This is a genomic window from Bacillus sp. CFBP9009 (assembly GCF_036541465.1).
In the GTDB taxonomy this organism is placed as follows: domain Bacteria; phylum Bacillota; class Bacilli; order Bacillales; family DSM-1321; genus Peribacillus.
Genome location: NZ_JAZHFU010000001.1, coordinates 888759 through 913604, shown reverse-complemented (window position 1 = coordinate 913604; position 24846 = coordinate 888759). Strand labels below are relative to the sequence as shown.

Below are 24846 nucleotides of genomic sequence, written 5' to 3'. Positions count from 1 at the left end.
CTTACCTTTTCTTACTGCCTCATTTTAACATGATTTAGCTAGAGATAGAAGGGAAGGGTTTCCTACACTTTTCGTCAATTCTCGCTATTGTCCTGGTCCTTGGAGTACAGGACTTTTACAATATCTGAAAAAAGAGGCGTCATACTGGAACTATTTTCCTTCGTTTCAAAACTTACGGTAACAAGAGCATATTTGGGATCTTTATATGGAAAGTAGCCCGCAAACCATTTATTGAGCTCCCCTTTTTCGATATTGGTCTGAGCTGTTCCAGACTTGCCGGCGACCTCAACAGGCATATCTCTCAAGGCAGCGCCCGTCCCTTTCTCTTCCGTCACGACCTTCCTAAGAAGATGCTGCATCTTCATCGCCGTATATGGAGACAGTTTCTCGCCGCCAATACTTTGATTGGGAAAATCGACTACGGTCGTACTGTTGTTAAATTCGACCTTTGAAACGGCTTTGACCTGTTCCTTCTTGCCGCCGCGTGCAATCGTAGCCATCATATTCGCTATAGCGAGCGGTGTCGTTTGGACATCCTGCTGGCCAATTGCCGTTTTGGCAATCATTTTCGGATCTTTTTTTAAATCGTCATCATGCCAGACCTTACCGGCTTGTTCATGATGCAACTGAGTGACTTCGGTGTGATACACGTCCCCTTGCCAGCCTGTTTCACCAACCAGCCCTAACATTTTAGCATATTTATCCAAAAAGTCCGGATCCTTCTCAGCTATTTCCTGTGACAATTCGGCAAACGTCCTGTTGCAGCTTTGGGCAAAGCTATTTTCAAAATTAAGCATGCCCAGTTCTCTCTGTTTATCCGTTTTCCCGTCTATCGTCAAATTACAATTAAATGTCCGGGTGTGATTAGCGGCTTCATAATCGATGGCAGCTGCTGCCGTGACCGTTTTAAAGACGGAGCCCGGTGTTTTTTGAGTCAGCATCATATTGACGGCCCCTTCGCCATTCGGATCTTTTATATTAAGCGCCGGACGTGATACCATGGCGACGATTTCACTTTTTTCAATATCGATCAGTACAAGACCGCCTTTTTTTATCCCGCGTTCATCGACGAGCTTCTCCGCTTTTTCCTGAATTTCTTTATCGATCGTCGTCACGACCTTCACCGGGTAAAGCGGATTTGCAGGTTCCACATATTTAACATCGACACCGAACATTGGTCCTCCGCTGGCGTCCACGTGAAAAACGAGCTTCGATTCCCCAGCGGAAAGCAAGAACTCATCGAAGGTCCTTTGCAGCCCCGTATTGCCTATTTTCGTTTCAGGAGATAAATTCATGTCCGGATAACGTTTTTTCTTTTCCGCATCTGATATATTCGTCGTGCCGATCAATTGCGCTGCAGGGGTTTGATCATGATATAATTTCTCGTTTACGGCAAAGACCCCGGGAATCTTCAGTTCATTGATTGCCTTCGATTGGCTGGATGTCAACTCTATCGGTTCATCCCCGCCAAATACGAATGGTTCTTCCGCTTGTTCTATCGCCCGTTTTAACTCCGCTTTCGATTTGCCTATTATCGAGGCCACTTCATCTATAGGCCATGTCATTTTTTTTAAAAATGGAAATAGGACGAGCGTCGGGATTTCTTCATGTGCAAGCGGTTCTCCATTTCTGTCATAAAACTTTCCGCGTCCATCATCAATCTTTAATATCTGTGAACGCTGATTAACGCTTGCTTCTAACAGGTTCACATTATGCTTTGAAAAAGATTCTGTCGATACAAGTTGGATGTAGGCAAGCCTGCCTATGAGCATCAGCATGAAAGCGGTCAAAAAAAGAGCCAGCAACCTCATTCGTTTCTTTTTCATAAAATACACCTCGTAACCATTGTTGACGAGGTGCGAATTTTTAAACAATTATGAACAAATTTAACGCGGCATTTTTCCGATAAAAAAGAGGATGCCCCATGGACATCCCCTTTTGCATTTAATTAGTCGATGGAAACAATCTTGACGCTCATTTCGCCGCCAGGTGTCATGATAGATACCTTGTCGCCGACCCTTTTCCCTATCAGGCTTTTCGCGATCGGGGAATCATTGGAGATTTTCCCTTCGAATGGATCCGCTTCAACGCTTCCTACGATGGAATATGTTTCTTCGTCACCATTTGGAAGTTCAACGAATGTTACCGACTTTCCAAGTGAAACTGTATCTGTATTCGAATCATTGCCTTCAATGATTTTTGCATTACGGATCATGTTTTCGATTGTTGTAATACGTCCTTCAACGAAAGCCTGCTCTTCTTTTGCGGAATCGTACTCTGAGTTCTCGGAAAGATCCCCAAAACTGCGGGCGATTTTGATTCTTTCCACCACTTCTTTACGTTTAACCGTTTTTAACTGTTCCAGTTCCTGTTCAAGCTTTAACTTACCTTCAATAGTCATTGGATATTCTTTTTCAATTGCCAAAACCCTTCACTCCTTCAAATTCTTTACAGCAAGCATTCGCTGTGACAAGTTTATGTACTATATAGTGCTTAACCCTGAAATCGAGTCAGAATATATAATTGCGCGACTTAAAAAGTACGCGCTTCGATACTAAGAAACATCCGTTCCTTAGTATATAAACCGACTGCGGTGTGCAGCCGGTTCGTTCTGTATCAAGAATAGAGTATTGCGTTTTCCAACATTTGTCCAGTCTTTCCCAATAAATAGTTGGGATTATTTAAATAAACGAAGGAAAATGGCACCTATCATTATTTATGCTATGTTATTACAAAAAAGACTTTTGTTCAAGGATTGTTTGAATTTTTGTCACCATGAGGTCAATTGCCACATGGTTTTGACCGCCTTCTGGAATGATGATGTCGGCATAACGCTTCGTCGGTTCTATGAACTGATTATGCATCGGGCGAACGACACTGATGTATTGTTCGATGACGGAATCTATGGAACGACCGCGTTCTTTAATATCACGGGTCATCCGACGAAGGATCCGCAAGTCTGCGTCCGTATCAACATATAGCTTCATATCCATCAAGTCTCGGAGGCGCTCGTCCTCCAGCACAAGAATCCCTTCAAGGATGATGACATCCTGGGGCTCAACTGTGATGACTTCTTCTGAACGCGTATGGATCGAATAATCATACACCGGTTTTTCTATCGTTTCATAGCGCAGCAATGCGTTAATGTGATCGATTAGCAAATCATTATCAAAGGCAAGCGGATGATCATAGTTCGTTTTCAAGCGCTCTTCAAAAGGCAGATGACTTTGATCTTTATAGTAATAATCTTGTTCGATCATCAAGATGGAATGTCCTTGAAAGAATTCAAAAATGGAACGGGTAACACTTGTTTTACCTGATCCGGACCCTCCGGTAACTCCGATGACCACTGGTTTCTTTCTTGTCATGTCAATTCTCCTTCCGCATCATATTGTTCACATAAACTCTATTATCTACTTGAATGCGGACAATTTGAAGCGGATGGCGGGCTGCCTCCAGCTCCTTACCTGACTCATCCCAGATCGTACCGATTTTTTGAGTGAAGTTTTCGATTTCCGGTCCAAAAAACTCCACTTCATCTCCAGGCTTGAAGAAGTTACGTTGCTGCATGGTAACGATTTTAGTTTCCTCGTTGTAATCAAGCACCAACCCTGCGAAGTCGAAGCGAGTCTTTACGGTATGATTCCCGAACATTTGCTGTTTATACCCAGGAATTTCACCTTCCATGAACGATGATGCCGTCTCACGATTCGCACACTTATCAAGCTCTTCCAGCCATTCTTGTTTAATCTTGAAATTGTCCGGATCGGCACAATACGCATCAATTACTTTACGATAGACACTGACAACTGTTGCAATATAATGAATGGACTTCATTCTTCCTTCGACTTTTAAGCTGTCTATGCCAATTTCAATCATGCCTGGCAGTGATTCAATCAGCTTCAAGTCTTTTGGACTCATTGCGAATGGAGCATCTTCTTTATCGAATAAAGCCTTTTCCCCGTCTTGATCCAACTCATATAAATCATAATCCCAACGGCAAGACTGACAGCAGCCGCCGCGGTTCGAATCACGCGCCGTCATATGGTTCGAAAGAGTGCATCGTCCAGAATAGGCAATGCACATGGCTCCATGAACGAAAGCCTCGATCTCGATATCGACCTTCTCCTTCATTTCACGGATTTCATCAGCACTCGTCTCACGTGCCAAAACAACCCGCTCCAAGCCTTCCTCTTTCCAATACTGAACAGCCTTCCAGTTCGATAGCGATTGCTGTGTGCTTAAATGGATCTCGACGTTCGGAGCGACCCGTTTACAGGTTTCGATGATTAATGGATCGGCTACGATGATACCATGAACCCCAGCCTCCTGAAGTCCTTCAAGGTATTCATCCAAACCATCTATATTTTCATTATGCGCGAAGATATTTGTCGTTACATATACTTTAGCGCCATACTTTTTAGCGAATTCGACGCCTTCCTTCATTTCCTCAAACGTGAAGTTGCCGGCATTGGAACGAAGACCATATTCCTGACCGCCAATGAACACGGCATCCGCGCCGTAATGGACGGCAATTTTTAATTTTTCAAGGTTGCCGGCCGGAGCCAGCAATTCCGGTTTTTTTACAATGACTCTCTTTCCATCAACGATCTTGGAAATTTTATCAGCAATAGCATTCAAGGCTATTCCTCCTCTTTCTCTTACCCTTTTCTTTAATAAACCGATTCTTTAAAGAAGAACCCGGTATCCAACTCGCGGTTATCCGGCTGAACCGCTTTGACTTTTTCAAAGAGCTCAGATTTCATATCATCATAGCGGTCAGGGTCTTCAGCACATACGTCAATCGCTTCCCGATATAGCTTTGTCATTTCAATGATATATTCCGGTGTTTGTAATAATCCTTCGATTTTCAATGAATCGATTTCCGCTTCAATCAATTCCTGAAGTTCATCAATCATGCACATATCATTCGGACTCATGATATGTGTGCCATTTTCATCTTCATAAATCGGATATTTATTTTCACGTTCCTTATCATGCAAGAACATACTTCTATTTTCCTTCCGATTTTCCACTTCCATTGCCTTGCCTTGGTATTCAAAGTAATTACCTAGAAGCGTACGCTTCGATTGGAACATGCATGTCATGCCGTGCACTTGCACTTCAATCTCCACTTCGGCATTTTCCTTCATTTCCACTATCTCGTCCAGACTTATCTCACGGGCAGCCACGGCACGGACAGCACCGCGTTTCCCCCAGTAATTACATGTGTACCAGTTCGTTACCGTCATCTCTGTATTCCAGTGCAGGGGCATATCAGGTGCCACGGCACGGACAGCCATTAAGACTGCGGGATCACCGAATATGATCCGGTCGGCACCAGCTTCTTTAAGGAAAGTGACATACCCTTCAAGCTCGTCCACTTTTTCATTATGAAATATGGCGTTCATGGATACATACACTTTCTTGCCCGCGGCATGTGCAAGCTCAATCGCCTTCTCGACATCTTCACGTTTGAACTCTCCTGCCAGCCTTAGTGCATAACGTTGTTCGCCAATGACGAAGGCGTCAGCGCCGGCATCGATGAGTTCTGTTATATGATCGACACTTATCGGAGTCACGAGTAATTCAGGCTTTTTCATTTTTGTCACCTCTATGTTTACTTATGGCCACACCATCACCAATAGGCAAAATTACGGTATCGAAATTGGGATGGTCATGTAACCAGATGTTAAAGTCTCTGATTTTTTTGATGAGAGCTCGCTTTCTTCTCGTCATTTCCATTTCTTCAATGTTTTCGGCAACTAGGCCTTTGAATAAAACATTATCAGTAATAATAATGCCAGCATTAGCCAGGAATGGTTCAAACAGTTCAAAGAATCGCTTGTACTGCCCTTTAGCTGCATCAACGAAGATGATGTCAAACGGACCATGTTCCATGACTTTCGGTCCCGCTTCAAGGGCATCCCCTTCAATGAGGGTGATCCTTTCCGACAGTCCCGCCTTCTTGAAGTTAGCTCTTGCCTGCTCAATACGGGCTTCATTGCGTTCAAGTGTGACGATTCGAGCTTCCGGAAGGGTCTCAGCCATCCTTATGGCCGAATAGCCAATCGCTGAACCTACCTCCAATATCGCCTTAGGCTGATGAAGCCTTAAAATCTGAAGCAGCACCTCAATGCCTTCGGGCTCCATGATCGGCACATTATTTTCCATCGCAAAATCTTCCAACTCCTTAAGCAAACCCGTACGCTCCGGAATTAAGGAATGAAGATATTGTTCTATTTTTCCGTTCAAAACGTTTCCTCCAATTATAAGGAAAACAAAAGCGCTTGGTCAGTAACATGAAGAAATTGATAGGTCAATTTCCTCACAAGGAGCAGCTGAAACAAGTATGCTTGACGATCTACATTTCCTTATCTTTCAAAATAAAACCCGGCATTCGCCGAGTTACGTCACCGATAGGAATCGGATCTAAAATTCACTTGTACTATTCTATCATAAAAACAAGGGGAAAGTAATATCTCTCCCCCCTCAGTCACATTGCATTTCTTTATTTATTTATTTATTGGAAATATGCTCTGCCTTTTTGATATTGTGGTCATCCAAGGTTTTCGAGTAAAGGACTTCCCCTTCAGGTGTTGCCAAAAAGTATAGGTAATCCGTTTTCTCAGGTTTCAGTACCGCATCGATCGATGTCGTTCCGGCATTTGCAATCGGCCCTGGAGGCAGCCCCTTATTCTTATACGTATTATAAGGCGATTTCACCTCAAGGTCTTTATAATACACCCTGCTCTTATGTGAACCTTTCGCATACAAAACGGTCGGATCCGTTTGAAGCGGCATCTCTTCCTCGATACGATTGTAAAAAACGGAAGCTATTTTTCCGCGATCGACCTGTGCCGTCGCCTCTTCTTCAACAAGCGAAGCGAAGGTCAGCATCTCGTGAACGGAATAATCGTTTTTGTCCATCTGGGTCTCGTATGCCTGCAATGTCTCTTCGGTTTTCTTCAGCATCTCGATGACGATCGATTCCAGTGTCGGCTTTTCCTCATAAAAGTCATAAGTAGCTGGGAAAAGGTATCCTTCAAGCGGATATAAAACCTTTTCATTTTCAATTTCCGAGGTCAAGAGCTGCGGAAATTTCTTTTGCATGGAATCAACGAATTTCTTATCATTCAATTTCTTAAAGACCTTTTTCGGATCTTCACCCGTCTTCACTGCGATGATATCGGCAATTTGGACAAGCTGCTTTCCTTCAGGAATCGTTATCTTCATTGCAGCTTCCTTCATGAGTTTTCCGGTTTTGATGCTTGTGACGATATCTTCAATTGGCATAGAAGGTGATAATTTATACTCACCCGCCTGAAAACCGGATTCATTGCGGAATTTAATATAATATTTGAATACGCGTGCGTCCTTGATTATCCCCTGCTCTTCAAGCAGTGTTGAAATTCCGTTAACGGAAGAACCAATTGGGATTTTCACTTTCTTGATGGTGTCATCTTCGGGATCGACTGGTTTCATGGCTGAGTTGATATATAAAAAGCCTACAAGACCAACTATCCCAATTAGTACAATAAGCGAAGCTATCGTAATCATGATGATTTTACGAACCAGCTTGGCTTCTCCTTGCTGTTCTAACAATTTCATTCGGATATGTTCCTTTTTAGATAAATTTTTATCTTTTTCATCCATTTTCATTCCCCCTGCAAACTCACACCAACTACAGAATGGTTTCTAGATGATGCTTCTCTAATTAATCTTTGCTTCGAACATTATACTAAAATCAACAAATAATTACATGTTTTTTGCAAAACTACATTCATCACTACTCTATTTATGGCAAAAATGCACTAGTTTTGTCAATATACAGGTGTTATTTTATAGGAAAATAGTGATACCTATTTCTTAAATTTGTTTCCTGAATGTGTTAGGCATTTCAGGAAATGACAGGAATATTCATGTAGGAATGATATTATTGATTTAAGATAAAGAAAGGTGTGAAGGAGTTGGATCATTCTTATTTTGTAGGTTGGGGGACATTGGCACTCATAAACGCCGGACTTGCTCAAGGTAAAAATAGAACGGCGTTGAATTGGTTCTTGCTATCATTATTTTTGGGTCCACTCGCCACTTTTATGCTTTTATTCGCAGAGAAAAGATAAGGTGTTACTGGTACATAAATGAAAAAAAACGACCTTCATGTCCACAGTTTATTACAGGTTTGTTGAACGTTTATTTGTTTTCAGGCACTCGCTCCAATCGATTCAGATAGTTAAATTTCCACTCCAGGTACTCGCTTTCCGCGGGCGGTCTCGGGAGCCTCCTCGGCTTCCGCCTGCGGGGTCTCCTTAGACACGCTTTTCCCGCAGGAGTCTCGCACCTTCCGTTCCAAATCTTCCTCTTTTCAAAAAAAAAACCGACCTTTAAGGGCCGGTTTTTTCTCTTATTCTTCTTCTGCTTCTTCTTGGTCAAGGAATGTATTTAACATTTCTTCGACTAGATCCCACTCTTCTTCTGTTTCGATTGGTGTAAGTTCACCATCTTTATTATCTTCGCTCGGTACGAATGATGAAGCGTGGATTTCGATTTCTTCCTCATCATCTTCCGCAGACATCGGATAGTAAAGTACATAAGATTTGTTGAATTTATCTGAGTCGAATGTGAAAAGGATTTCGCAAAGCTGCTCGTTTCCGTTTTCATCTACTACTGTAATGTTGTTTTCGCCGTGTTCCATTTGTATTCACCTCATATTGAATTTGTTTGTCTGTCCAAGAATCCTTGCAGAATCATGACAGCTGCCATTTTATCAATGACTTTCTTGCGTTTGCTTCGGCTCACGTCCGCCTCAAGAAGGACACGTTCAGCCGCCATAGTTGTCAACCGTTCATCCCAGAGAAACACCGGCAGCTTGAATTTGTTTTCTAATCGTTTAGCGAAATCTTGGCTGATCTCGCCTCGCGGTCCAACGGTCCCATTCATGTTTTTAGGTAAACCGAGGACAATTTTAGAAACATCATGCTCTTTTATGATTTCATTGAGGCGTTTAAAGCCGAAGTCATTTCCAGCTTCGTTAATTTTGATCGTTTCCAATCCTTGTGCAGTCCAACCCATCGCGTCACTCAGGGCAACGCCGATGGTTTTTGAACCTAAATCAAGTCCCATTGTGCGCATTAGTATTCCTCTCGATGGTTCTTAAGATACGACTTAACCAATTCTTCGATGATTTCATCGCGTTCAAGCTTACGAATAATGTTTCGAGCATCCATATGGCGCGGGATGTAGGCCGGGTCACCAGATAATAGATAACCGACAATCTGGTTTATCGGATTATAACCTTTTTCCTGAAGTGCAACATAAACTTGAGACAATACTTCTTGTACATCTCTTTCGAATGGTTCTTCGGGAAAATTAAATTTCATCGTTTTATCAAAGGAACTCATAAACATGCACCTCTCCTCAGCGTCCAGAATCCACTATTACCTACATTGTACAACACTTTCCATTGATTATGAAATCGATAAGACCCATTCTTCAACAAAATTAAGCGCTGCATCCAATTTTTCTGGGTCTTTTCCGCCGGCTTGGGCCATATCTGGACGTCCGCCACCGCCGCCGCCGCAACGGGAAGCAACTTCTTTGACCAATTTACCAGCATGGAAGCCGCGGTCGATGTAATCCTTAGTCACTCCGGCAATCAAATTGACTTTATCACCTTGGGCCGAACCTAATACGATAATGACAGAATCGAGCTTTTGTTTCAAATCATCTGCCATGGCACGCAGATTATTCATGTCGGTAGCTTGAACCTTTGCCACCAATACTTGAACGCCATTTACGTCTTTTACGTTAGAAACAAGGCTGCTTGCTTCAATATTACTTAATTTTGCAGTAAGGCTTTCATTCTCACGATGAAGATCCTTCACTTCAGCTAGTACCGTTTCAATTCTTGAAGGTACATCTTTCAAGTTCGTTTTCAATTTGGCAGCCGCGTCTTTCAAGACACCGATTTGATCAGTCATCAATTTGTATGCCCCTGCACCCGTTACCGCTTCAATACGGCGAGTACCTGCACCGATGCCGCTTTCGGATACGATTTTGAACAAGCCGATTACCGCTGTATTCGGAACGTGGACACCCCCGCAAAGCTCAAGGCTGTAATCGCCGATTTGAACGACACGGACAATCTTGCCGTATTTTTCGCCGAACAATGCCATTGCGCCCATAGCCTTTGCTTCCTCGATGTTTTTATAGTCCGTATTCACTTGTAAGCTTTGCCAAATCTTTTCATTTACAATCGTTTCGATCTGTTCAATCTCTTCCGCCGTTATCTGGCCAAAATGAGAGAAATCGAAGCGAAGGCGCTCAGCCTGCACGAGTGATCCAGCTTGATTGACATGTGTACCAAGCACATCTTTCAACGCCTGATGCAAAAGATGCGTCGCTGTATGGTTTTTCGTGATATGGATCCGATTTTCTTGATTTACCGTAGCAACGATATCGGAATCTGTTGTTAAAGTCCCGGCAGTAACTGTTACACGGTGCAGATTTTGGCCATTAGGAGCCTTTTGGACATCATGGACATCAACATTAACGGTTTCACTGGCCATCGTTCCTATATCGGCTATTTGTCCGCCGCTTTCCGCGTAGAAAGGAGTCTTGTTCAGTATCACTTGAACTTCTTCACCTTCTTGTGCCTCCGTTACAAGCTCGCCATTTTTTACTATGGCAGCTACTTTGGCTTCGACAGCGACTTGATCATAGCCGACAAATTCACTTTCAACTTTAATATCTCCCAATACCCCGCCTTGGATTTGCATGGAATCCACATCTTGACGCGCTGAACGGGCACGTTCACGCTGTGCATCCATTTCCTTTTCAAATCCAGCCTGATCGACCGTCATGCCTTCTTCTTCTGCATATTCTTCCGTTAACTCAATCGGGAAGCCATATGTGTCATATAAACGGAATGCATCACTGCCAGGAATGGTTGTACCGCCTTTTTCCTTTTCCTTTTTAATGACTTCAGAAAGGATGGCGAGTCCATCATTTAGAGTTTCATGGAAGCGTTCCTCTTCATTCTTGATTACTTTTGCAATGAACTCTTTATTCTTAAGGACTTCAGGGTAGAAGTCTTTCATGATTTCGCCGACGACCGTCACAAGCTCGAACATGAATGGTCGATTGATGTTGATTTGCTTAGCATACCGAACCGCTCTGCGGAGTAAACGGCGCAATACATAACCGCGGCCTTCGTTGGATGGAAGAGCCCCGTCACCTACTGCAAAGGCTACCGTACGAATATGGTCGGCAATAACCTTGAATGCAACATCTTTTTCTTTATCAACACCATATTTCACATCGGAAATCTCTTCGACTGCCCGGATGATTGGCATGAATAAATCTGTATCATAGTTCGTTGCAACATCTTGAACGACGGAAGCCATACGTTCAAGGCCCATGCCTGTATCGATATTTTTCTTTGGAAGCGGTGTGTAAGAACCGTCCGGATTATGGTTGAATTGGGAAAACACAAGATTCCAGACTTCTAGATGCCGTTCATTTTCCCCGCCTGGGTATAGTTCCGGATCATTCGGATCATCGCCATATGCTGGTCCGCGGTCATAGAAAATCTCTGTATTCGGGCCGCTTGGACCTTCACCGATATCCCAGAAGTTCTCTTCCAGGCGAATGATCCTTTCAGCAGGAACACCGATTTTCTTATTCCAGAGTTCGAATGCTTCATCATCTTCAGGATGGATCGTCACAGCCAATTTGTCTTTGTCGAACCCAATCCATTTTTCATCCGTCAAAAATTCCCATGCCCATGTGATGGCTTCTTCTTTGAAATATTCACCAATGGAGAAGTTTCCGAGCATTTCAAAAAACGTATGATGACGTGCAGTTTTCCCCACGTTCTCAATATCGTTTGTACGGATCGCCTTTTGAGCATTTGTAATCCTTGGATTTTCAGGAATCACCCGTCCGTCAAAATATTTCTTTAACGTCGCCACCCCGGAATTGATCCAAAGCAATGATGGATCTTCATGAGGAACCAATGACGCACTTGGTTCGATGTTATGTCCTTTTTCACTAAAAAAATCTAAATACATTTGGCGGATTTGAGCACCAGTTAAATACTTCATATATATATCCTCCTTTTAAAAATTATGTAATTTTGAGCACACAAAAAACCCCCATCCCAAAAACAGGGACGAGAGTTGACTCGCGGTACCACCCTGATTATGGACGCAGGAATTCATCCCAGGCCCATCACCTTCATAAAAGCCTTAACGCGGCATGACGGCAGGTATTAGCTGCTCTCAGGACTAGCTTTCTGCTGCTCTTCACCTGGCAGTCCCTTTCAGCCTGGGGGACCCCTCTCTTTTAGATGGACTTCAGCATACTTCATCCTTCAACGAATTATCTTATGTAATGGATTATATTCACAAGACTTTTATTTGTCAATAAGGGGCGGCTTCTTTCTAAAGTGAACGCGGGCATGAAGTACAAAAACCTTCAATACAGCCAAGATGGGAATCGAAAGGACCATGCCCACGATACCGCCTATTTCACCTCCGGCCAATAATGCAAGCATGATGAACAGCGGATGCATATGGAGGCTTTTACCGACTATTAGCGGCGACAGGATATTCCCCTCAAGAAATTGAAGTACAAGCACGATGACCGCTATGATCAACACCATTTTAACTGACATTGTCGCGGCGATGACCACTGCAGGAATGGCCCCAATAATCGGTCCGAAATACGGAATGACATTCGTTATTCCGATTATCGCCCCCAAAAGAAGCGGATATTTCATTCCGACTATCCAGAAGAGCAGCGAGGAAATCAAACCGATCACGACACAGACGATGATTTGTCCGCGGATATAGCCGCCAAGCGACGCATCCACATCACGAACGAATGCCCGCCCCTGCTTGCGCCATTTTTTAGGGGTCATATACCATGCCATTTTTTTTAAAACGGTGAAATCTTTCAGGATATAAAAAGCAATGAATGGAATCAACGCAATCAGGACGATGAAATCAATCATCTTCATTGCATACTCCATCGCCTTTTCAGGTATGCGCTTCAGCCAATCTTCGAAAAGGGTGACACCCTCTTCGAATCTTTCATGAATTCCGAACGGCCACGCCGCCGTTTGATGATTGAGTTTATCAATGCTGCCCCGGTACTGTTCAACCAGTTCCGGCACGCTTTCCGACAGCTCGCGAACCTGGCTGACGATCACTGGAATACCTTTATAAACAGCAAAACCGATCCCTCCGAAAAACAACAAATAAATGATCGTTATCGAAAGCCAGCGACGCATCCCTTTCTCATTTAAATATTCCACTACAGGGTGCAGCAAGTAACTGATGAACGCACCAATCAAAAAAGGCAGCAGTACCGTCACACATACAGTAACAACAGGTCCCCACATGGGCTTAAGTTTCATAAAGATATAGATAACAAAAAATAAGAGCAATAAAAAACCCAGGCGATAAAACCACTTTAGACGAATACTCACAATAAACACCTCCCGCTCATTTATTCTTCGAAAGGCGGAAGGTTTTCATACATAAAAAAGAGTGCCCTCATTATCAGGACACCCATTCCTGCTATAATAATGACTTTAATCTTTTGCGTATTTTCTTCATGTTCCGTTTAAACATCTTCGAGTTCATCAAGTCCGAACCCATATTCATTAGAGTATTGCGTGAACGTCTAGCCATTGCAAACACCTCTTCCGTTATTTACATACCGAAGCGGCGGTCATTTTCCTCAAACAAATCGTCCAATGAGCTTAAACTTCCATCTTCCTCGACTTGGTGCGTATTTATGAGCCCTTCGGATAGAGTCATTTCAATAAAGCAATTCCAACAATAATATTGATTTACGCCAATCTTCCCAACATCTTTACTGCGGCAATTCGGACATTTAATTTCCAAAATGGACACCTCACTGTTCATAAACTGAAACAATGATGGTATCCTTCCCTAATGCAGGCGGCTGTTTTGATTCTATCACTGTCGACTCCGAGAAAAACCCATCCGTTGTTTCATACGCTATAATCGTGCCCATTTTTTCCTTGAAATATACATCCTGCAGTAAACCAAGTTCTTCGCCCATTTCTGAAAAAAGCATGCGTCCCAATAATTCGTCCTTCGAAAGGCAAATGGAATCCGCAGGCATTTTCCTTAAGGTTGAATCCTGTTGCATGATGACGATCCCATCTGGACCGAATGAAGAAATATCGTCGAGTTTCAAATGAAAAGCTCTTTTGAACAATGCTTGCTGATGAACGACCAAGCCTGTTACCTGTCCCATTTCAGAAATTGATAAATCGTGGACCGTGCCGATTCTTTCTCCTTTGATTGTAAAAACCGGCATCCCTTTCAATAAAGAAAACGTCCGCAAGGTCATCCCGCCTTTCCGAACATTTTTATTATCTCTTTACTAATGTAAATAGATGTGCTGAAAGGTTTTCCATTGTTGGTCCCTCTTCCGATAATACAGAAACCAGGCATAAAAAAAGACCGGTTTCCCGGTCTAATACACTTACCTTACCATCCTCTGCTGGCACCTCCGCCACCGGAACTTCCGCCGCCGCCGCCCCGTGGACCGCCGCCGCCTCCACGGCCGCCGCCACCTCCGCGACTGATGAATATCAATAGGATATTGATTAGCGTTTGAAGGAAAAATCCTTTAAAGAACTTGGCATCGAGGATGAATACGACGATGACAACGATGATAATGAGGAAAATCTGTAAACCTGATGGCTGAAAGGTTTCTGACTCGGGTTGAACGGAGAGATCTTGATAAAATTCGTCACCTAGGTTGTATTCTTTCGTGACATCGTTATATACAGCCTTATAGGTCTCCGTCAGGGCAACATCATATTTCCCCTCTTTCAGCGCAGGGATAGCCACATCATCCAAAATCTGTCCAGATCTTATATCGGTAATGGCCCCTTCCAAACCGTACCCCACTTCAATGCGGATTTTCTGTTCTTCCATGGCCAGCACAATGAGGACTCCGTTGTTCAACTCGGCATCACCAAGCTTGAATGATCTAAATGCCTCGACCGAGTACTCCTCGATCTCGGATCCTTCCATCGAATCAACCGTCAAAACGGAAATTTGTGCTTTTGTGGCATCATCCAAGCGTTTCCCAAGTTCGATGAGTTCGGATTTTTCCTGATCATCGAGGACTCCAGCAAAGTCCTGAACATATATATCCCCAACTGGTTCAGGGATGTTAGGTTGTGCTGCGGCTACGTTTGCTAAACCGAACGTGAGAATGAAGAATAGCGCAAACACAGCGAGTCTTTTCATTATTTATCGCTCCCGAAATCAACCTTTGGCGTTTCTTTTTCTTGATCGGTCACTTCAAAATATGGTTTGGCATCGAACCCGAACGCTCCTGCCATCATATTCTTCGGAAAGCGTTTAATCATCTTATTATAGTTGGTAACTTCATCATTATAGTCTTTTCGTGCTACCGTCAGCCGATTTTCCGTTCCTTCCAAACTATCCATGAGACCCTTAAAGTTCTCATTGGCCTTTAAATCCGGATAGTTTTCGACAACCACCAAAAGACGGCTCAAGGCCCCACTCAATTCTTGATCGGCATCAATCGCATCTTCCGTCGAATTGGCACCAGCCAGCTTCGAGCGTGCATCACTCACCGCTTTAATGGCTTCCGTTTCATGCGAAGCATAACCCTTCACCGTTTCGACAAGGTTAGGAATCAAATCCGCTCTTCGTTTTAATTGGTTATCCACCTGTGACCATTTATTGTCGACGTCTTCACTGGCACTTACAAGGCCGTTGTAAGAAGATGCTCCATAAATGACAAGTAAAACGACAACGACTATTCCTATTATCCAACCTTTTTTCATCAAATCCCCCCTACTCTTTCACATATAAGTTATAGTTCCACCAAAACTATGAATTTTAAACAAAATTCATCAAAAAGAACCAGTTACATAAAATCATAAGGCGTGACATTCTCCATCCCGATCATCGGATCAGCATGCATGAGAATATCAAGATAACTTGATTGTTGAGGTAGCTCTCCCTTTTCCGCCGGCATTTCTTCTTCACTCAAAATTTCCCGCAGCTTTTCGCGCAAAGTCGTTTTGCGGCGCATCTCATCATTACGCTCGATCCCTAAACGGAATGCATCTTCTTCACCACAAAGGATCAAGAAATTTTTACTGCGGGTAATCGCCGTATACAATAAATTACGTCGGAGCATCCGATAATAGCTTTTCACTACAGGTAAAATGACAATGGGGAATTCGCTTCCTTGCGACTTATGGATCGAGCAGCAATATGCATGTGTGATCTGGTTCAAGTCCTGCTTCGTGTATGTCACTTCGATGCCTTCGAACGATATGATTACTTTATCGACAGAATCGGTATTTTCTTTAGCGAACAATATGGACACGATTTCTCCCATATCGCCATTAAAGACACCCTCCTCTGGCTGGTTCACCAGTTGAAGCACCTTATCTCCCGTTCTGTATATTACGTCTCCGAATTTTATTTCCCGCCGCTTTTCATCCGCATTGCTATTGAACACTTCCTGAAGCATTTTATTCAGTGCATCAATCCCGGCAGGCCCTCTATACATGGGAGCCAGCACCTGTATATCCTTGGCCGTGAAACCTTTCGTCCTGGCATTGGCAACCACTTTCTCGATTACTTGGGCGATTTGACCAGTCTGGCAGCGAATGAACGATCGATCTTCTTGCTGTTTCGTGACATCAGCCGGAAGCCTTCCTTTTTTGATTTCATGGGCCAATTCAATGATCGACGAGCCATCGGCTTGACGATAAATATGTTCAAGACTGACAGTCGGTACACAATTCGATGCAAGCAAATCCTTTAAAACCTGCCCAGGTCCAACAGAAGGCAGCTGATCTTCATCACCAACCAATATCACTTGGACATTTTCCGGCACAGCTTTAAACAATTGATGGGCCAGCCACGTATCCACCATGGAAACCTCATCGATGATTACGATACGGCCATCCAGCTGATTATCCTCATCATGGGAAAAACCTTCACTCCCGTTCCACCCGAGCAACCGGTGGATCGTAACAGCGGGAAGCCCAGTCGATTCGGCCATGCGCTTCGCTGCACGGCCAGTGGGAGCTGCAAGTACGAATGGAAATGGATCGCTTCCTTCTTTTTTATAATCGTTAATGTCCATGGATACGCCATGCAGCTCTGCATATAGCTCAACGATTCCTTTGATGACTGTCGTCTTACCGGTACCCGGTCCTCCCGTCAAGATTAACATGGGTGATTGCAGGGCCGTTTGGATCGCTTCCTTTTGGGCCGGGGCATAGGAAACATCCAGACGTTCTTCCAGCTCTCCAAGTGCAAGCAAGAACTCCGATTCCGGGAACTGGTCCTCATACTCGGTTTGAGCAAGCAGCCGCTTGATGTTCATTACGATTCCCTTTTCCGAATAGAATAGCGAAGGAGGATAAATTCGTTGATCCTCGACAACTATTTTCCCCTCTTGCGTCAATTCGATTATTTCCGAGGAAATGTTCGTGAATTCAATGCGATCCCGTTTATTTTCCTCCAGCAGCCGTTTGACCGCTTCCAAAAGCTGCTCGGCTTCTATGTAGATATTTCCGTCCTGCAGGCATTGAGATTCAAGCGTATACAAGCACGCAGCCTTGATTCGGTCGGGATGGCTGCCGGAAATGCCCAGCTGATGCCCAAGCTCATCCGCCCGTCCAAAACCAATCCCTTCAATATCCTCTACGAGCTTATACGGATTTCCCTGAACCATCGTGATCGTATCCTGTTTATACATTTGATAAATCTTCATCGACAGCTGCGGACCGAAGCCATATTGATTCAGGGCGATCATCACCTGCTCCAGACCTTGATGCTCGACCAATGTATCATAGAGGCCCTTTGCCTTTTCCCCGGATAGCTTCGGGATATCATCAAGTAGCGAGGGCTGAGCCAGAATTTTTGAAATTGCCTTTTCACCCAGTGTCTCAACAATGCTTTCAGCTGTTTTCTTCCCAATGCCCTTGAAAAGGTCACCTGATAAATAACTGACGATGCCTTCCTTGGATTGAGGCAGATCCTTGCGAAAATGCTCTACATGAAATTGAAGGCCAAAACGCGGATGTTCCTTCATGGCCCCATAAAAAATATAGATCTCATCCTCATGCATCCTTGGAAAATAACCTGTTACGACCGCTTCCTTTTCTTCATAATTCAGATTCGTTTCATGCACACGAATTCTTACAACCGAGTACATATTTTCTTCATTATGAAAGATCGTCACTAAATGACTTCCTTTCATGAACATTTTCTCTTCTGAAAACAAATCCAACGAGTCTTGCTGGCTCAACGCTTCTCCCCACCTTTCCATGCATATGCTTTTTATTTACTCAGCATTCATTTCTACCAACAGTTTCTTACCGTGCGCAGCAAGCATATGGTCAGGCTGTGCTTCCAAAGCCTTATCAAAATAAACCATCGCTGCTTTCGCATCCTCACGATATCCTGCAAACGCAACGCCTAAATTATAATAAGCATCCGCATGGCCCGGATCCTGTTCCACAACTAAATTCAGTTGATTGATCAATTCATCATACAATTCCGCATTAGCAAGACATAACGCATATTGGAATCTTGCATCAACGTCCTCAGGGCTCAGCTCCACCGTTCTCTGTAAATAAGGCATCGCCAATTTCGGCTGATCTAATGCCATCAATGTCAATCCAAGCATGAAGTAAGCATCGCTGTTATCCAGTCCTAAACGGATTGCCTTTTCGAACATATCCTTCGCTTCGACTAGTTTAGAATCTGATTCATAATATAAGTTTCCTAATGAATAGTAAGCCGCTGCTGCATTTTCATCCAGCTCAATCGCCTTTTTGTAAAACTTGACCGCTTTATCCGTTTCACCCACGGCAGTCAATACATTCCCAAAGTTTATGTAAGCAACAGGCTCATTCGGATTTTCCTCGATCGCCTCATTAAAAACTTTCGCCGCTTCTTCGTATTTCCCTTGCTGCATAAATTCAATTCCTTGTTGATTCTTATCCATATCCATTCACACTCCATTTTTATATTAAAAAGTATAGCATAAGCCAGTGGTCGAATTCAGGCGGTATACCCGCAATCCAAAAGAAGTCCCCAACCGCAAACACAGCTGGGGACATGCTTATTTTACCCTACGTAAGTCAGTTTTTCACCTTTTTTAAATACTTCATCAATCGTACCGCCGCCAAGGCACACTTCACCTTCATAGAATACGACTGCTTGTCCAGGTGTGATCGCGCGGACTGGCTCGTCAAAGATGACTTCGACGTCACCATTGTCCAAGACCTTCACCTTAACACCGCTATCCTCTTGACGGTACCTGAACTTTGCCGTACATGTAAATTCACCCGCAGGTATATGTTCCGCTACCCAGCTGACATTCACTGCACGAAGGGAATTGGAATACAGTACATCATTATCAAAGCCTTGACACACATATAAAACATTGCGCTTCAAGTCTTTTCCCGCAACAAACCAAGGTTCGCCGCTGCCGCCAATTCCTAGACCGTGACGCTGACCGATGGTGTAATACATCAATCCGTCATGCTTGCCCATTACCTTGCCATCCATCGTGACCATATCACCAGGCTGAGCTGGGAGGTAATTGCTTAAAAACTCTTTGAAATTGCGTTCACCGATAAAACAGATCCCTGTAGAATCTTTTTTCGTTGCCGTGGCAAGACCCGCTTCTTTCGCAATTTCACGGACTTCCTTCTTATCAATGTGTCCAAGCGGAAACATGACTTTTTCCAACTGTTCTTGAGTAAGCTGGTTCAAGAAGTACGTTTGATCTTTATTATTATCGACACCGCGAAGCATTTTGTATTCGCCATCCCGGTATTCAACCTGTGCGTAATGACCTGTAGCCACATAATCGGCACCAAGGCTTACCGCATGTTCAAGAAAGGCCTTGAACTTGATTTCCTTATTGCACATTACATCCGGATTCGGGGTACGGCCCGCTTTATACTCATCCAAGAAATAAGTGAAAACTTTATCCCAATACTGCTTTTCAAAATTGACTGCATAATATGGGATGCCGATTTGATTACAAACGGCAATTACATCATTGTAATCTTCCGTTGCCGTACAGACTCCGTTTTCATCTGTATCATCCCAGTTCTTCATGAAAATCCCGACCACATCATAGCCTTGGTTCTTCAATAGCAGGGCTGACACAGAAGAATCCACGCCTCCTGACATACCCACGACGACGCGGGTGTCCTGTGGTGCTTTTCTCATTTTGTCACCTCATTTATTTAAAGTAAGAATTATCTTCTCACTAATCTATTAATTATTTTCACGGTGGTTTCAGCCGCCTGCCTTACTTCCTCTTCCGTGTTGTTCAGACCGAAGCTGAAACGAATCGAATTCTTCGTCCGCTCCGAATCTTTCCCGAACATCGCCACAAGCACATGCGACGGATCGATTGACCCAGCAGTACAAGCGGATCCGCTCGATACAGCAACACCTGCCAAGTCCATATTAACGAGCATCGATTCCACATTCGTACCCGGAAAACTAACATTCAGCAAATGCGGCAGCGACTGTTCCATAGATCCGTTAATTTCATATTGTACATCCGCCTCATCAAAGACGGCAAGCAATACGTCTTTAAATAGCTTGTATTGCTCCTTTTTCTTTTCCATCGTGCTTTGTGCAATTAAAACAGCTTCTGCAAAACCGGCAATTGCAGGCACGCTCTCCGTACCAGCACGGCGCTTGCGTTCTTGTTCCCCGCCATATAAATGCGGATTCAGCTTCAAGCCTTCACGAATATAAAGAAAGCCGATTCCCTTGGGACCGTTGATTTTATGCGCGGATACACTCAGCAAGTCCACACCCAACTCACGGACGTCGATAGAGATCAAACCATATGCCTGAACCGCATCCGTATGGAAAATGGCTTGATGCCCCTTGAGCAACTGTCCAATTTCAGCAATCGGCTGGATCGTACCAACCTCATTATTGCCGAACATGACCGAAACCAAAATCGTGTCGTCCCGCAACGCCGCCTTTAAATCGGCAATTGAAATAAGCCCCGCTTCATTCACAGGTAAATATGTGACCTCAAAGCCAGACTTCTCAAGGTATTGGCATGTATGCAAAACCGCATGATGCTCAATCTCCGTCGTAATGATGTGCTTCCCTTGTTCTTTATAAGCATTCGCAACACCAATGATCGCCGTATTATCAGCCTCGGTTCCGCCGCTCGTGAACATGATTTCATTCCGCCCCGCACCGATGCTCTTTGCAATACTCGAACGCGCCTCATCCAAAACATGGCGCGCCTCCCGCCCGAACGCATGAATGCTCGACGGATTTCCGAAATCATGGCTCATGACTGTCATCATTCTGTCGATCACATTCGGATGCATCGGTGAAGTCGCAGCATGATCTAAATATATTCTGTCCACTTTTTTGTCGCCTCCATTAAAAAACGCAAGCGCCTACATAATAGGCGCATTGCTAATCACTTAAATATAGTACATATAAGAATCGATTTCACCCGTATCCTTGTAGCTCGCCAAATCCATCAGCGTCGTATTATCCAATACATCCTTCACAGCATCGCGAATCCGGATCCAAAGCTGACGTTTCACCGGCTCCTCATCCTCAATTCCTTCAACAGGGGTAATCGGCCCTTCCAATACACGAATGACATCACCCGAAGTAATCTCCTGAGGATCTTTAGACAGTACATAACCGCCATACGCACCGCGGACACTCTTCACCAACCCAGCATTACGAAGCGGCGCAATCAACTGCTCCAAATAATGCTCTGACAAATTATGCGTCTGGGCAATCGATTTCAAACTCTTCGGGCCTTCTCCATAATGTTTAGCAAGCTCGATCATAATCGTTAAACCATAACGGCCTTTAGTAGATATCTTCATACATATACACCTCAAATTATTTATCCGTTTCTAAATTCTTTTGAAATTATAGCATATTCCCGCCGGAAATGCATTCACCCGCCCTTCATTTGTCAAATTATCCTAATTGGAGAGGTAGGAAAAGAGAAGAAAAAGGAATGTAACCGATCGGATGACGAATTTTAATTGGGTTTAGGACAGGATTTTAGGTTTCAATTTTTGCTTGGGCGAATAATTGGTTTGTGCGGTCGTTGTAGGGCTAGGACGGATTATTGCACTGGTAGGTCGATTTATAAACCTTACAGCACAAATTAAATCCCCAAACGGACTATTTTAATAGGAAATCACCCTCTTTTACAGCATAATCAGCGCATTTCCTCCATCAGTTGTGATACCTTATATAAAAAGGAGAGGTGCGCAATGAATATAAAACCGCTTGCTTTCCGGATGCGGCCTCGGTCGATTGATGAGATCATCGGGCAGGAGCATCTGGTCGGTGAAGGAAAAATTATCGCAAGGATGGTGAAAGCCAAACAGCTTTCTTCCATGATCCTGTATGGTCCGCCGGGAATTGGCAAGACATCGATTGCAAGTGCAATTGCCGGAAGCACGAAGTTTGCTTTCCGGACGCTGAACGCGGTGACCAATAATAAAAAGGATATGGAAATCGTGGCAGCCGAGGCTAAGATGTCCGGGAAAGTGATTTTGCTGCTTGATGAGGTTCATCGACTCGATAAGGCGAAGCAGGATTTCCTATTGCCTTATCTTGAAAACGGGATGATTACCTTGATCGGTGCAACGACCAGCAATCCCTATCATGCAATCAATCCGGCCATCCGTAGCCGGTGCCAGATTTTCGAGCTCAAATCATTGGAAACCAATGATATAACAAAAGCTCTGGAACGAGCACTTCATGATGAAGAGCGGGGACTTGGTGCGTATAAAACCGATGTCAGCTTTGATGCCCTTACCCATTTCGCGACTGCTTCGAACGGAGATGTCCGCAGTGCCCTTAATGCTCTTGAGCTCGCCGTCATTTCCACCGAACCCGATGAATCCGGATCCATTCATATAGATCTGAAAATTGCCGAGGAATGCATGCAGAAAAAAAGCTTCTCGCATGACAAGGATGGAGATGCCCATTATGATGTTCTGTCGGCTTTCCAAAAATCAATTCGCGGCAGTGATGTGAATGCAGCCCTTCATTATTTGGGGCGCTTGGTCGAAGCCGGCGATCTTGTCAGCATTGCCCGCCGCTTGGTAGTCATCGCTTACGAAGACATAGCTCTTGCCAATCCCCAGGCTGGTCCCAGGGCCCTCGCTGCAGTCGAAGCCGCTGAACGACTCGGTTTCCCTGAAGCCCGGATTCCACTTGCCAACTCAGTGATCGAGTTATGCCTATCACCTAAATCAAACACGGCCATTGTCGCAATTGATGCAGCTCTGTCAGACATTCGCAGCGGCCAAAGTGGAGATGTACCGGATCATCTTAAGGATGCCCATTACAAAGGGGCCACCGATCTCGGACGCGGCATCGACTACCTTTATCCGCATGACTACGAGAATGGCTGGGTGAAGCAGCAATACTTACCGGACAAACTGCGCAGCAAAAAATATTACAAACCGAAAAAGAGCGGGAAATTTGAACAAGCACTTGCCTCGGTCTATGAAAATATCGAGAAAAAGAAATAACTCCGGATCACTTCAAATCCGGAGTTTTTTATTGTGGGAAATGAAAACATTCAACTTGCATCATATTGACAAAACCGCCTCCCCATTGAGCATTCATCATCTCAATGATGCCATCTTTCACAGTACTGATCATTCCAATAATCTGCGGATGCATAACTAAATTGAACACGACCAGTTTATTGGTTTGTATACAGAAAAGTGTACAGCTATATTCCATTTAAACTTACTTCTATTAAAATCCCAACTACATGAATATTTCCAGAGAGTCCTAGTTCAATATACTGACCAATATAATTAGATATCATTTATTGACCGCCATTCTGTAAAAACAACTTAAATTCCACCAGTAAGCCATAGTGTCCAAATCATCCACAGGCAGTATGTACAACTGTCGGGTAAATGTTAAGGTTAGGCCGTTCTTATTTAGAAACCGGAACGCTTAGGCGAAATTCCCTTTGAATCGCCTTGCTTAGCCAATTTTTCCTGAAAATTAGTCCGCAATCTGTTAGGGTTTCATCAAGGCCAGAAACAACAACATTTCAATATATGATTCTTACAACATTTAAATTTAGATTATTGCAGACTGCAATCCGCGTACTTTTAGCCGCAGAAACATTAGGCTCCTCGTATCCAGTATGTCAATTACGAGTGCTAGCGGCATGTCCACTTTTCATATGGAGGCACAACAACTTTTTAGTCGCTGTACCTGTGTGGTCAATCTTCTTCTGTATAGATACCCTTCGATGCTTTAATCATATTTTCCAGCCACATTTTCTTAAATACATTCACACGACGAGGACTGCCATTCTCTTCACCCTCAGTTGAATTTTCGATTTCTTCTGTGGCGTCGGAAAGAATTTCATTTGAATTGCCTTCATCTGATGAACTTTCCGTTGAGCTACTTTCATCCGATGAGCTTTCCGTTGAGCTACTTTCATCTGATGAGCTTTCCGTTGAACTGCTCTCGTACGACGAGTTTTCTGTTGATTCACTTTCGTATGATGAGCTTTCCGTTGAATATTCCATTTATTAATTAGCCTCCAAAATTTATTTATCCTTTAGGGATATCCGTACTGCATATATATGTGCCTTCTTTCTAATAGGGACTTTGCTTATCACCCATTTTAAAGTAAATCTTCGTTCTAATTTAACTATTTGTTAAATCTGATTAGCTTTCCGTTGAGCAACTTTCATCTGATGAGCTTTCCGTTGAGCTACTTTCA

Annotated in this window: 25 protein-coding genes; 2 read left to right on the top strand and 23 right to left on the bottom strand. The window is 43.8% G+C overall.

What is annotated here, in order from left to right; all coding sequences use genetic code 11:
* Positions 1-74: 74 nt before the first annotated feature.
* From V3595_RS04670 to mltG, 7 genes are all read right to left on the bottom strand, one after another.
* The gene (locus V3595_RS04670; protein WP_485905574.1) at positions 75-1826 is read right to left on the bottom strand and encodes a peptidoglycan D,D-transpeptidase FtsI family protein; all 1752 of its coding nucleotides are present in this window, start codon (positions 1824-1826) and stop codon (positions 75-77) included.
* A gap of 122 nt (positions 1827-1948) precedes the next feature.
* On the bottom strand, positions 1949-2425 hold the full coding sequence (gene greA / locus V3595_RS04665) for a transcription elongation factor GreA (RefSeq protein WP_101222638.1): 477 nt from the start codon (positions 2423-2425) through the stop codon (positions 1949-1951).
* Between the two features lie 304 nt (positions 2426-2729).
* Positions 2730-3368, bottom strand: a complete 639-nt coding sequence (udk, locus tag V3595_RS04660; RefSeq protein WP_034308619.1) for a uridine kinase — start codon at positions 3366-3368, stop codon at positions 2730-2732.
* Position 3369: 1 nt separating this feature from the next.
* Positions 3370-4641 (bottom strand): peptidase U32 family protein, encoded by a 1272-nt coding sequence (locus V3595_RS04655; protein WP_402897824.1) that lies wholly within the window; start codon positions 4639-4641, stop codon positions 3370-3372.
* 32 nt (positions 4642-4673) lie between these two features.
* Positions 4674-5603 (bottom strand): peptidase U32 family protein, encoded by a 930-nt coding sequence (locus V3595_RS04650; RefSeq protein WP_485905573.1) that lies wholly within the window; start codon positions 5601-5603, stop codon positions 4674-4676.
* Positions 5590-6255: an O-methyltransferase gene (locus V3595_RS04645; RefSeq protein ID WP_485905572.1), complete on the bottom strand. Its 666-nt coding sequence runs from the start codon at positions 6253-6255 to the stop codon at positions 5590-5592. Before V3595_RS04645 ends, V3595_RS04650 begins: the two co-directional genes overlap by 14 nt.
* A 264-nt stretch (positions 6256-6519) precedes the next feature.
* On the bottom strand, positions 6520-7656 hold the full coding sequence (gene mltG, locus V3595_RS04640; protein WP_485905571.1) for an endolytic transglycosylase MltG: 1137 nt from the start codon (positions 7654-7656) through the stop codon (positions 6520-6522).
* 314 nt (positions 7657-7970) lie between these two features.
* Here mltG and V3595_RS04635 point away from each other — a divergent pair, with 314 nt between their 5' ends.
* On the top strand, positions 7971-8126 hold the full coding sequence (locus V3595_RS04635) for a hypothetical protein (protein ID WP_241589877.1): 156 nt from the start codon (positions 7971-7973) through the stop codon (positions 8124-8126).
* A gap of 281 nt (positions 8127-8407) precedes the next feature.
* On the opposite strand, the gene V3595_RS04630 is transcribed toward V3595_RS04635, so the two are convergent.
* The 14 genes from V3595_RS04630 to cymR all read right to left on the bottom strand — a co-directional run bounded on the left by V3595_RS04630 (position 8408) and on the right by cymR (position 21952).
* Positions 8408-8698, bottom strand: coding sequence for a DUF1292 domain-containing protein (locus V3595_RS04630; RefSeq protein ID WP_063232962.1), 291 nt, complete (start codon positions 8696-8698; stop codon positions 8408-8410).
* Positions 8699-8709: 11 nt separating this feature from the next.
* Positions 8710-9135, bottom strand: coding sequence for a Holliday junction resolvase RuvX (gene ruvX / locus V3595_RS04625; protein ID WP_034308633.1), 426 nt, complete (start codon positions 9133-9135; stop codon positions 8710-8712).
* Positions 9135-9404 (bottom strand): IreB family regulatory phosphoprotein, encoded by a 270-nt coding sequence (locus V3595_RS04620; RefSeq protein ID WP_034311358.1) that lies wholly within the window; start codon positions 9402-9404, stop codon positions 9135-9137. Before V3595_RS04620 ends, ruvX begins: the two co-directional genes overlap by 1 nt.
* Before the next feature lie 66 nt (positions 9405-9470).
* Positions 9471-12107: an alanine--tRNA ligase gene (gene alaS / locus V3595_RS04615; RefSeq protein ID WP_485905570.1), complete on the bottom strand. Its 2637-nt coding sequence runs from the start codon at positions 12105-12107 to the stop codon at positions 9471-9473.
* Positions 12108-12418: 311 nt separating this feature from the next.
* Positions 12419-13495, bottom strand: a complete 1077-nt coding sequence (locus tag V3595_RS04610) for an AI-2E family transporter (RefSeq protein WP_485905569.1) — start codon at positions 13493-13495, stop codon at positions 12419-12421.
* Positions 13496-13721: 226 nt separating this feature from the next.
* Positions 13722-13937 (bottom strand): hypothetical protein, encoded by a 216-nt coding sequence (locus V3595_RS04605; RefSeq protein WP_034311361.1) that lies wholly within the window; start codon positions 13935-13937, stop codon positions 13722-13724.
* A complete protein-coding gene (locus V3595_RS04600; protein WP_485905568.1) occupies positions 13927-14391 on the bottom strand; it encodes a PRC-barrel domain-containing protein in 465 nt (154 codons plus the stop codon). The genes V3595_RS04605 and V3595_RS04600 overlap by 11 nt, the downstream gene beginning before the upstream one ends.
* Positions 14392-14531: 140 nt before the next feature.
* Complete coding sequence (locus tag V3595_RS04595) at positions 14532-15302, bottom strand: TPM domain-containing protein (RefSeq protein WP_485905567.1); 771 nt, start codon at positions 15300-15302, stop codon at positions 14532-14534.
* On the bottom strand, positions 15302-15871 hold the full coding sequence (locus V3595_RS04590; protein WP_373567490.1) for a LemA family protein: 570 nt from the start codon (positions 15869-15871) through the stop codon (positions 15302-15304). Before V3595_RS04590 ends, V3595_RS04595 begins: the two co-directional genes overlap by 1 nt.
* Positions 15872-15951: 80 nt before the next feature.
* Positions 15952-18357: an SF1B family DNA helicase RecD2 gene (recD2, locus tag V3595_RS04585; protein WP_485905566.1), complete on the bottom strand. Its 2406-nt coding sequence runs from the start codon at positions 18355-18357 to the stop codon at positions 15952-15954.
* A gap of 36 nt (positions 18358-18393) precedes the next feature.
* Positions 18394-19059 (bottom strand): tetratricopeptide repeat protein, encoded by a 666-nt coding sequence (locus V3595_RS04580; RefSeq protein WP_485905565.1) that lies wholly within the window; start codon positions 19057-19059, stop codon positions 18394-18396.
* 122 nt (positions 19060-19181) lie between these two features.
* A complete protein-coding gene (gene mnmA, locus V3595_RS04575) occupies positions 19182-20297 on the bottom strand; it encodes a tRNA 2-thiouridine(34) synthase MnmA (protein ID WP_101222649.1) in 1116 nt (371 codons plus the stop codon).
* Positions 20298-20326: 29 nt separating this feature from the next.
* Complete coding sequence (locus V3595_RS04570; RefSeq protein ID WP_485905564.1) at positions 20327-21472, bottom strand: cysteine desulfurase family protein; 1146 nt, start codon at positions 21470-21472, stop codon at positions 20327-20329.
* Between the two features lie 60 nt (positions 21473-21532).
* Positions 21533-21952, bottom strand: coding sequence for a cysteine metabolism transcriptional regulator CymR (cymR, locus tag V3595_RS04565; protein ID WP_034308657.1), 420 nt, complete (start codon positions 21950-21952; stop codon positions 21533-21535).
* 405 nt (positions 21953-22357) lie between these two features.
* Here cymR and V3595_RS04560 point away from each other — a divergent pair, with 405 nt between their 5' ends.
* Positions 22358-23623: a replication-associated recombination protein A gene (locus V3595_RS04560; RefSeq protein ID WP_485905736.1), complete on the top strand. Its 1266-nt coding sequence runs from the start codon at positions 22358-22360 to the stop codon at positions 23621-23623.
* Between the two features lie 28 nt (positions 23624-23651).
* Here the strand turns inward: V3595_RS04560 and V3595_RS04555 are convergent, their stop codons facing one another.
* Together V3595_RS04555 and V3595_RS04550 are read right to left on the bottom strand one after the other, a co-directional pair.
* A complete protein-coding gene (locus tag V3595_RS04555) occupies positions 23652-23840 on the bottom strand; it encodes a hypothetical protein (protein WP_485905563.1) in 189 nt (62 codons plus the stop codon).
* A 497-nt stretch (positions 23841-24337) separates the two neighbouring features.
* Complete coding sequence (locus tag V3595_RS04550) at positions 24338-24649, bottom strand: hypothetical protein (RefSeq protein WP_485905562.1); 312 nt, start codon at positions 24647-24649, stop codon at positions 24338-24340.
* Between the last annotated feature and the right edge of the window lie 197 nt (positions 24650-24846).

Coding starts and splice junctions, on each gene's coding strand:
- V3595_RS04670 (WP_485905574.1), bottom strand. CDS start 1,826: ATGAAAAAGAAACGAATGAGGTTGCTGGCTCTTTTTTTGACCGCTTTC.
- V3595_RS04580 (WP_485905565.1), bottom strand. CDS start 19,059: ATGGATAAGAATCAACAAGGAATTGAATTTATGCAGCAAGGGAAATAC.
- V3595_RS04605 (WP_034311361.1), bottom strand. CDS start 13,937: ATGAACAGTGAGGTGTCCATTTTGGAAATTAAATGTCCGAATTGCCGC.
- V3595_RS04600 (WP_485905568.1), bottom strand. CDS start 14,391: ATGACCTTGCGGACGTTTTCTTTATTGAAAGGGATGCCGGTTTTTACA.
- V3595_RS04630 (WP_063232962.1), bottom strand. CDS start 8,698: ATGGAACACGGCGAAAACAACATTACAGTAGTAGATGAAAACGGAAAC.
- V3595_RS04555 (WP_485905563.1), bottom strand. CDS start 23,840: ATGGAATATAGCTGTACACTTTTCTGTATACAAACCAATAAACTGGTC.
- V3595_RS04550 (WP_485905562.1), bottom strand. CDS start 24,649: ATGGAATATTCAACGGAAAGCTCATCATACGAAAGTGAATCAACAGAA.
- udk (WP_034308619.1), bottom strand. CDS start 3,368: ATGACAAGAAAGAAACCAGTGGTCATCGGAGTTACCGGAGGGTCCGGA.
- alaS (WP_485905570.1), bottom strand. CDS start 12,107: ATGAAGTATTTAACTGGTGCTCAAATCCGCCAAATGTATTTAGATTTT.
- V3595_RS04595 (WP_485905567.1), bottom strand. CDS start 15,302: ATGAAAAGACTCGCTGTGTTTGCGCTATTCTTCATTCTCACGTTCGGT.
- V3595_RS04650 (WP_485905573.1), bottom strand. CDS start 5,603: ATGAAAAAGCCTGAATTACTCGTGACTCCGATAAGTGTCGATCATATA.
- mltG (WP_485905571.1), bottom strand. CDS start 7,656: ATGGATGAAAAAGATAAAAATTTATCTAAAAAGGAACATATCCGAATG.
- cymR (WP_034308657.1), bottom strand. CDS start 21,952: ATGAAGATATCTACTAAAGGCCGTTATGGTTTAACGATTATGATCGAG.
- V3595_RS04620 (WP_034311358.1), bottom strand. CDS start 9,404: ATGAGTTCCTTTGATAAAACGATGAAATTTAATTTTCCCGAAGAACCA.
- mnmA (WP_101222649.1), bottom strand. CDS start 20,297: ATGAGAAAAGCACCACAGGACACCCGCGTCGTCGTGGGTATGTCAGGA.
- ruvX (WP_034308633.1), bottom strand. CDS start 9,135: ATGCGCACAATGGGACTTGATTTAGGTTCAAAAACCATCGGCGTTGCC.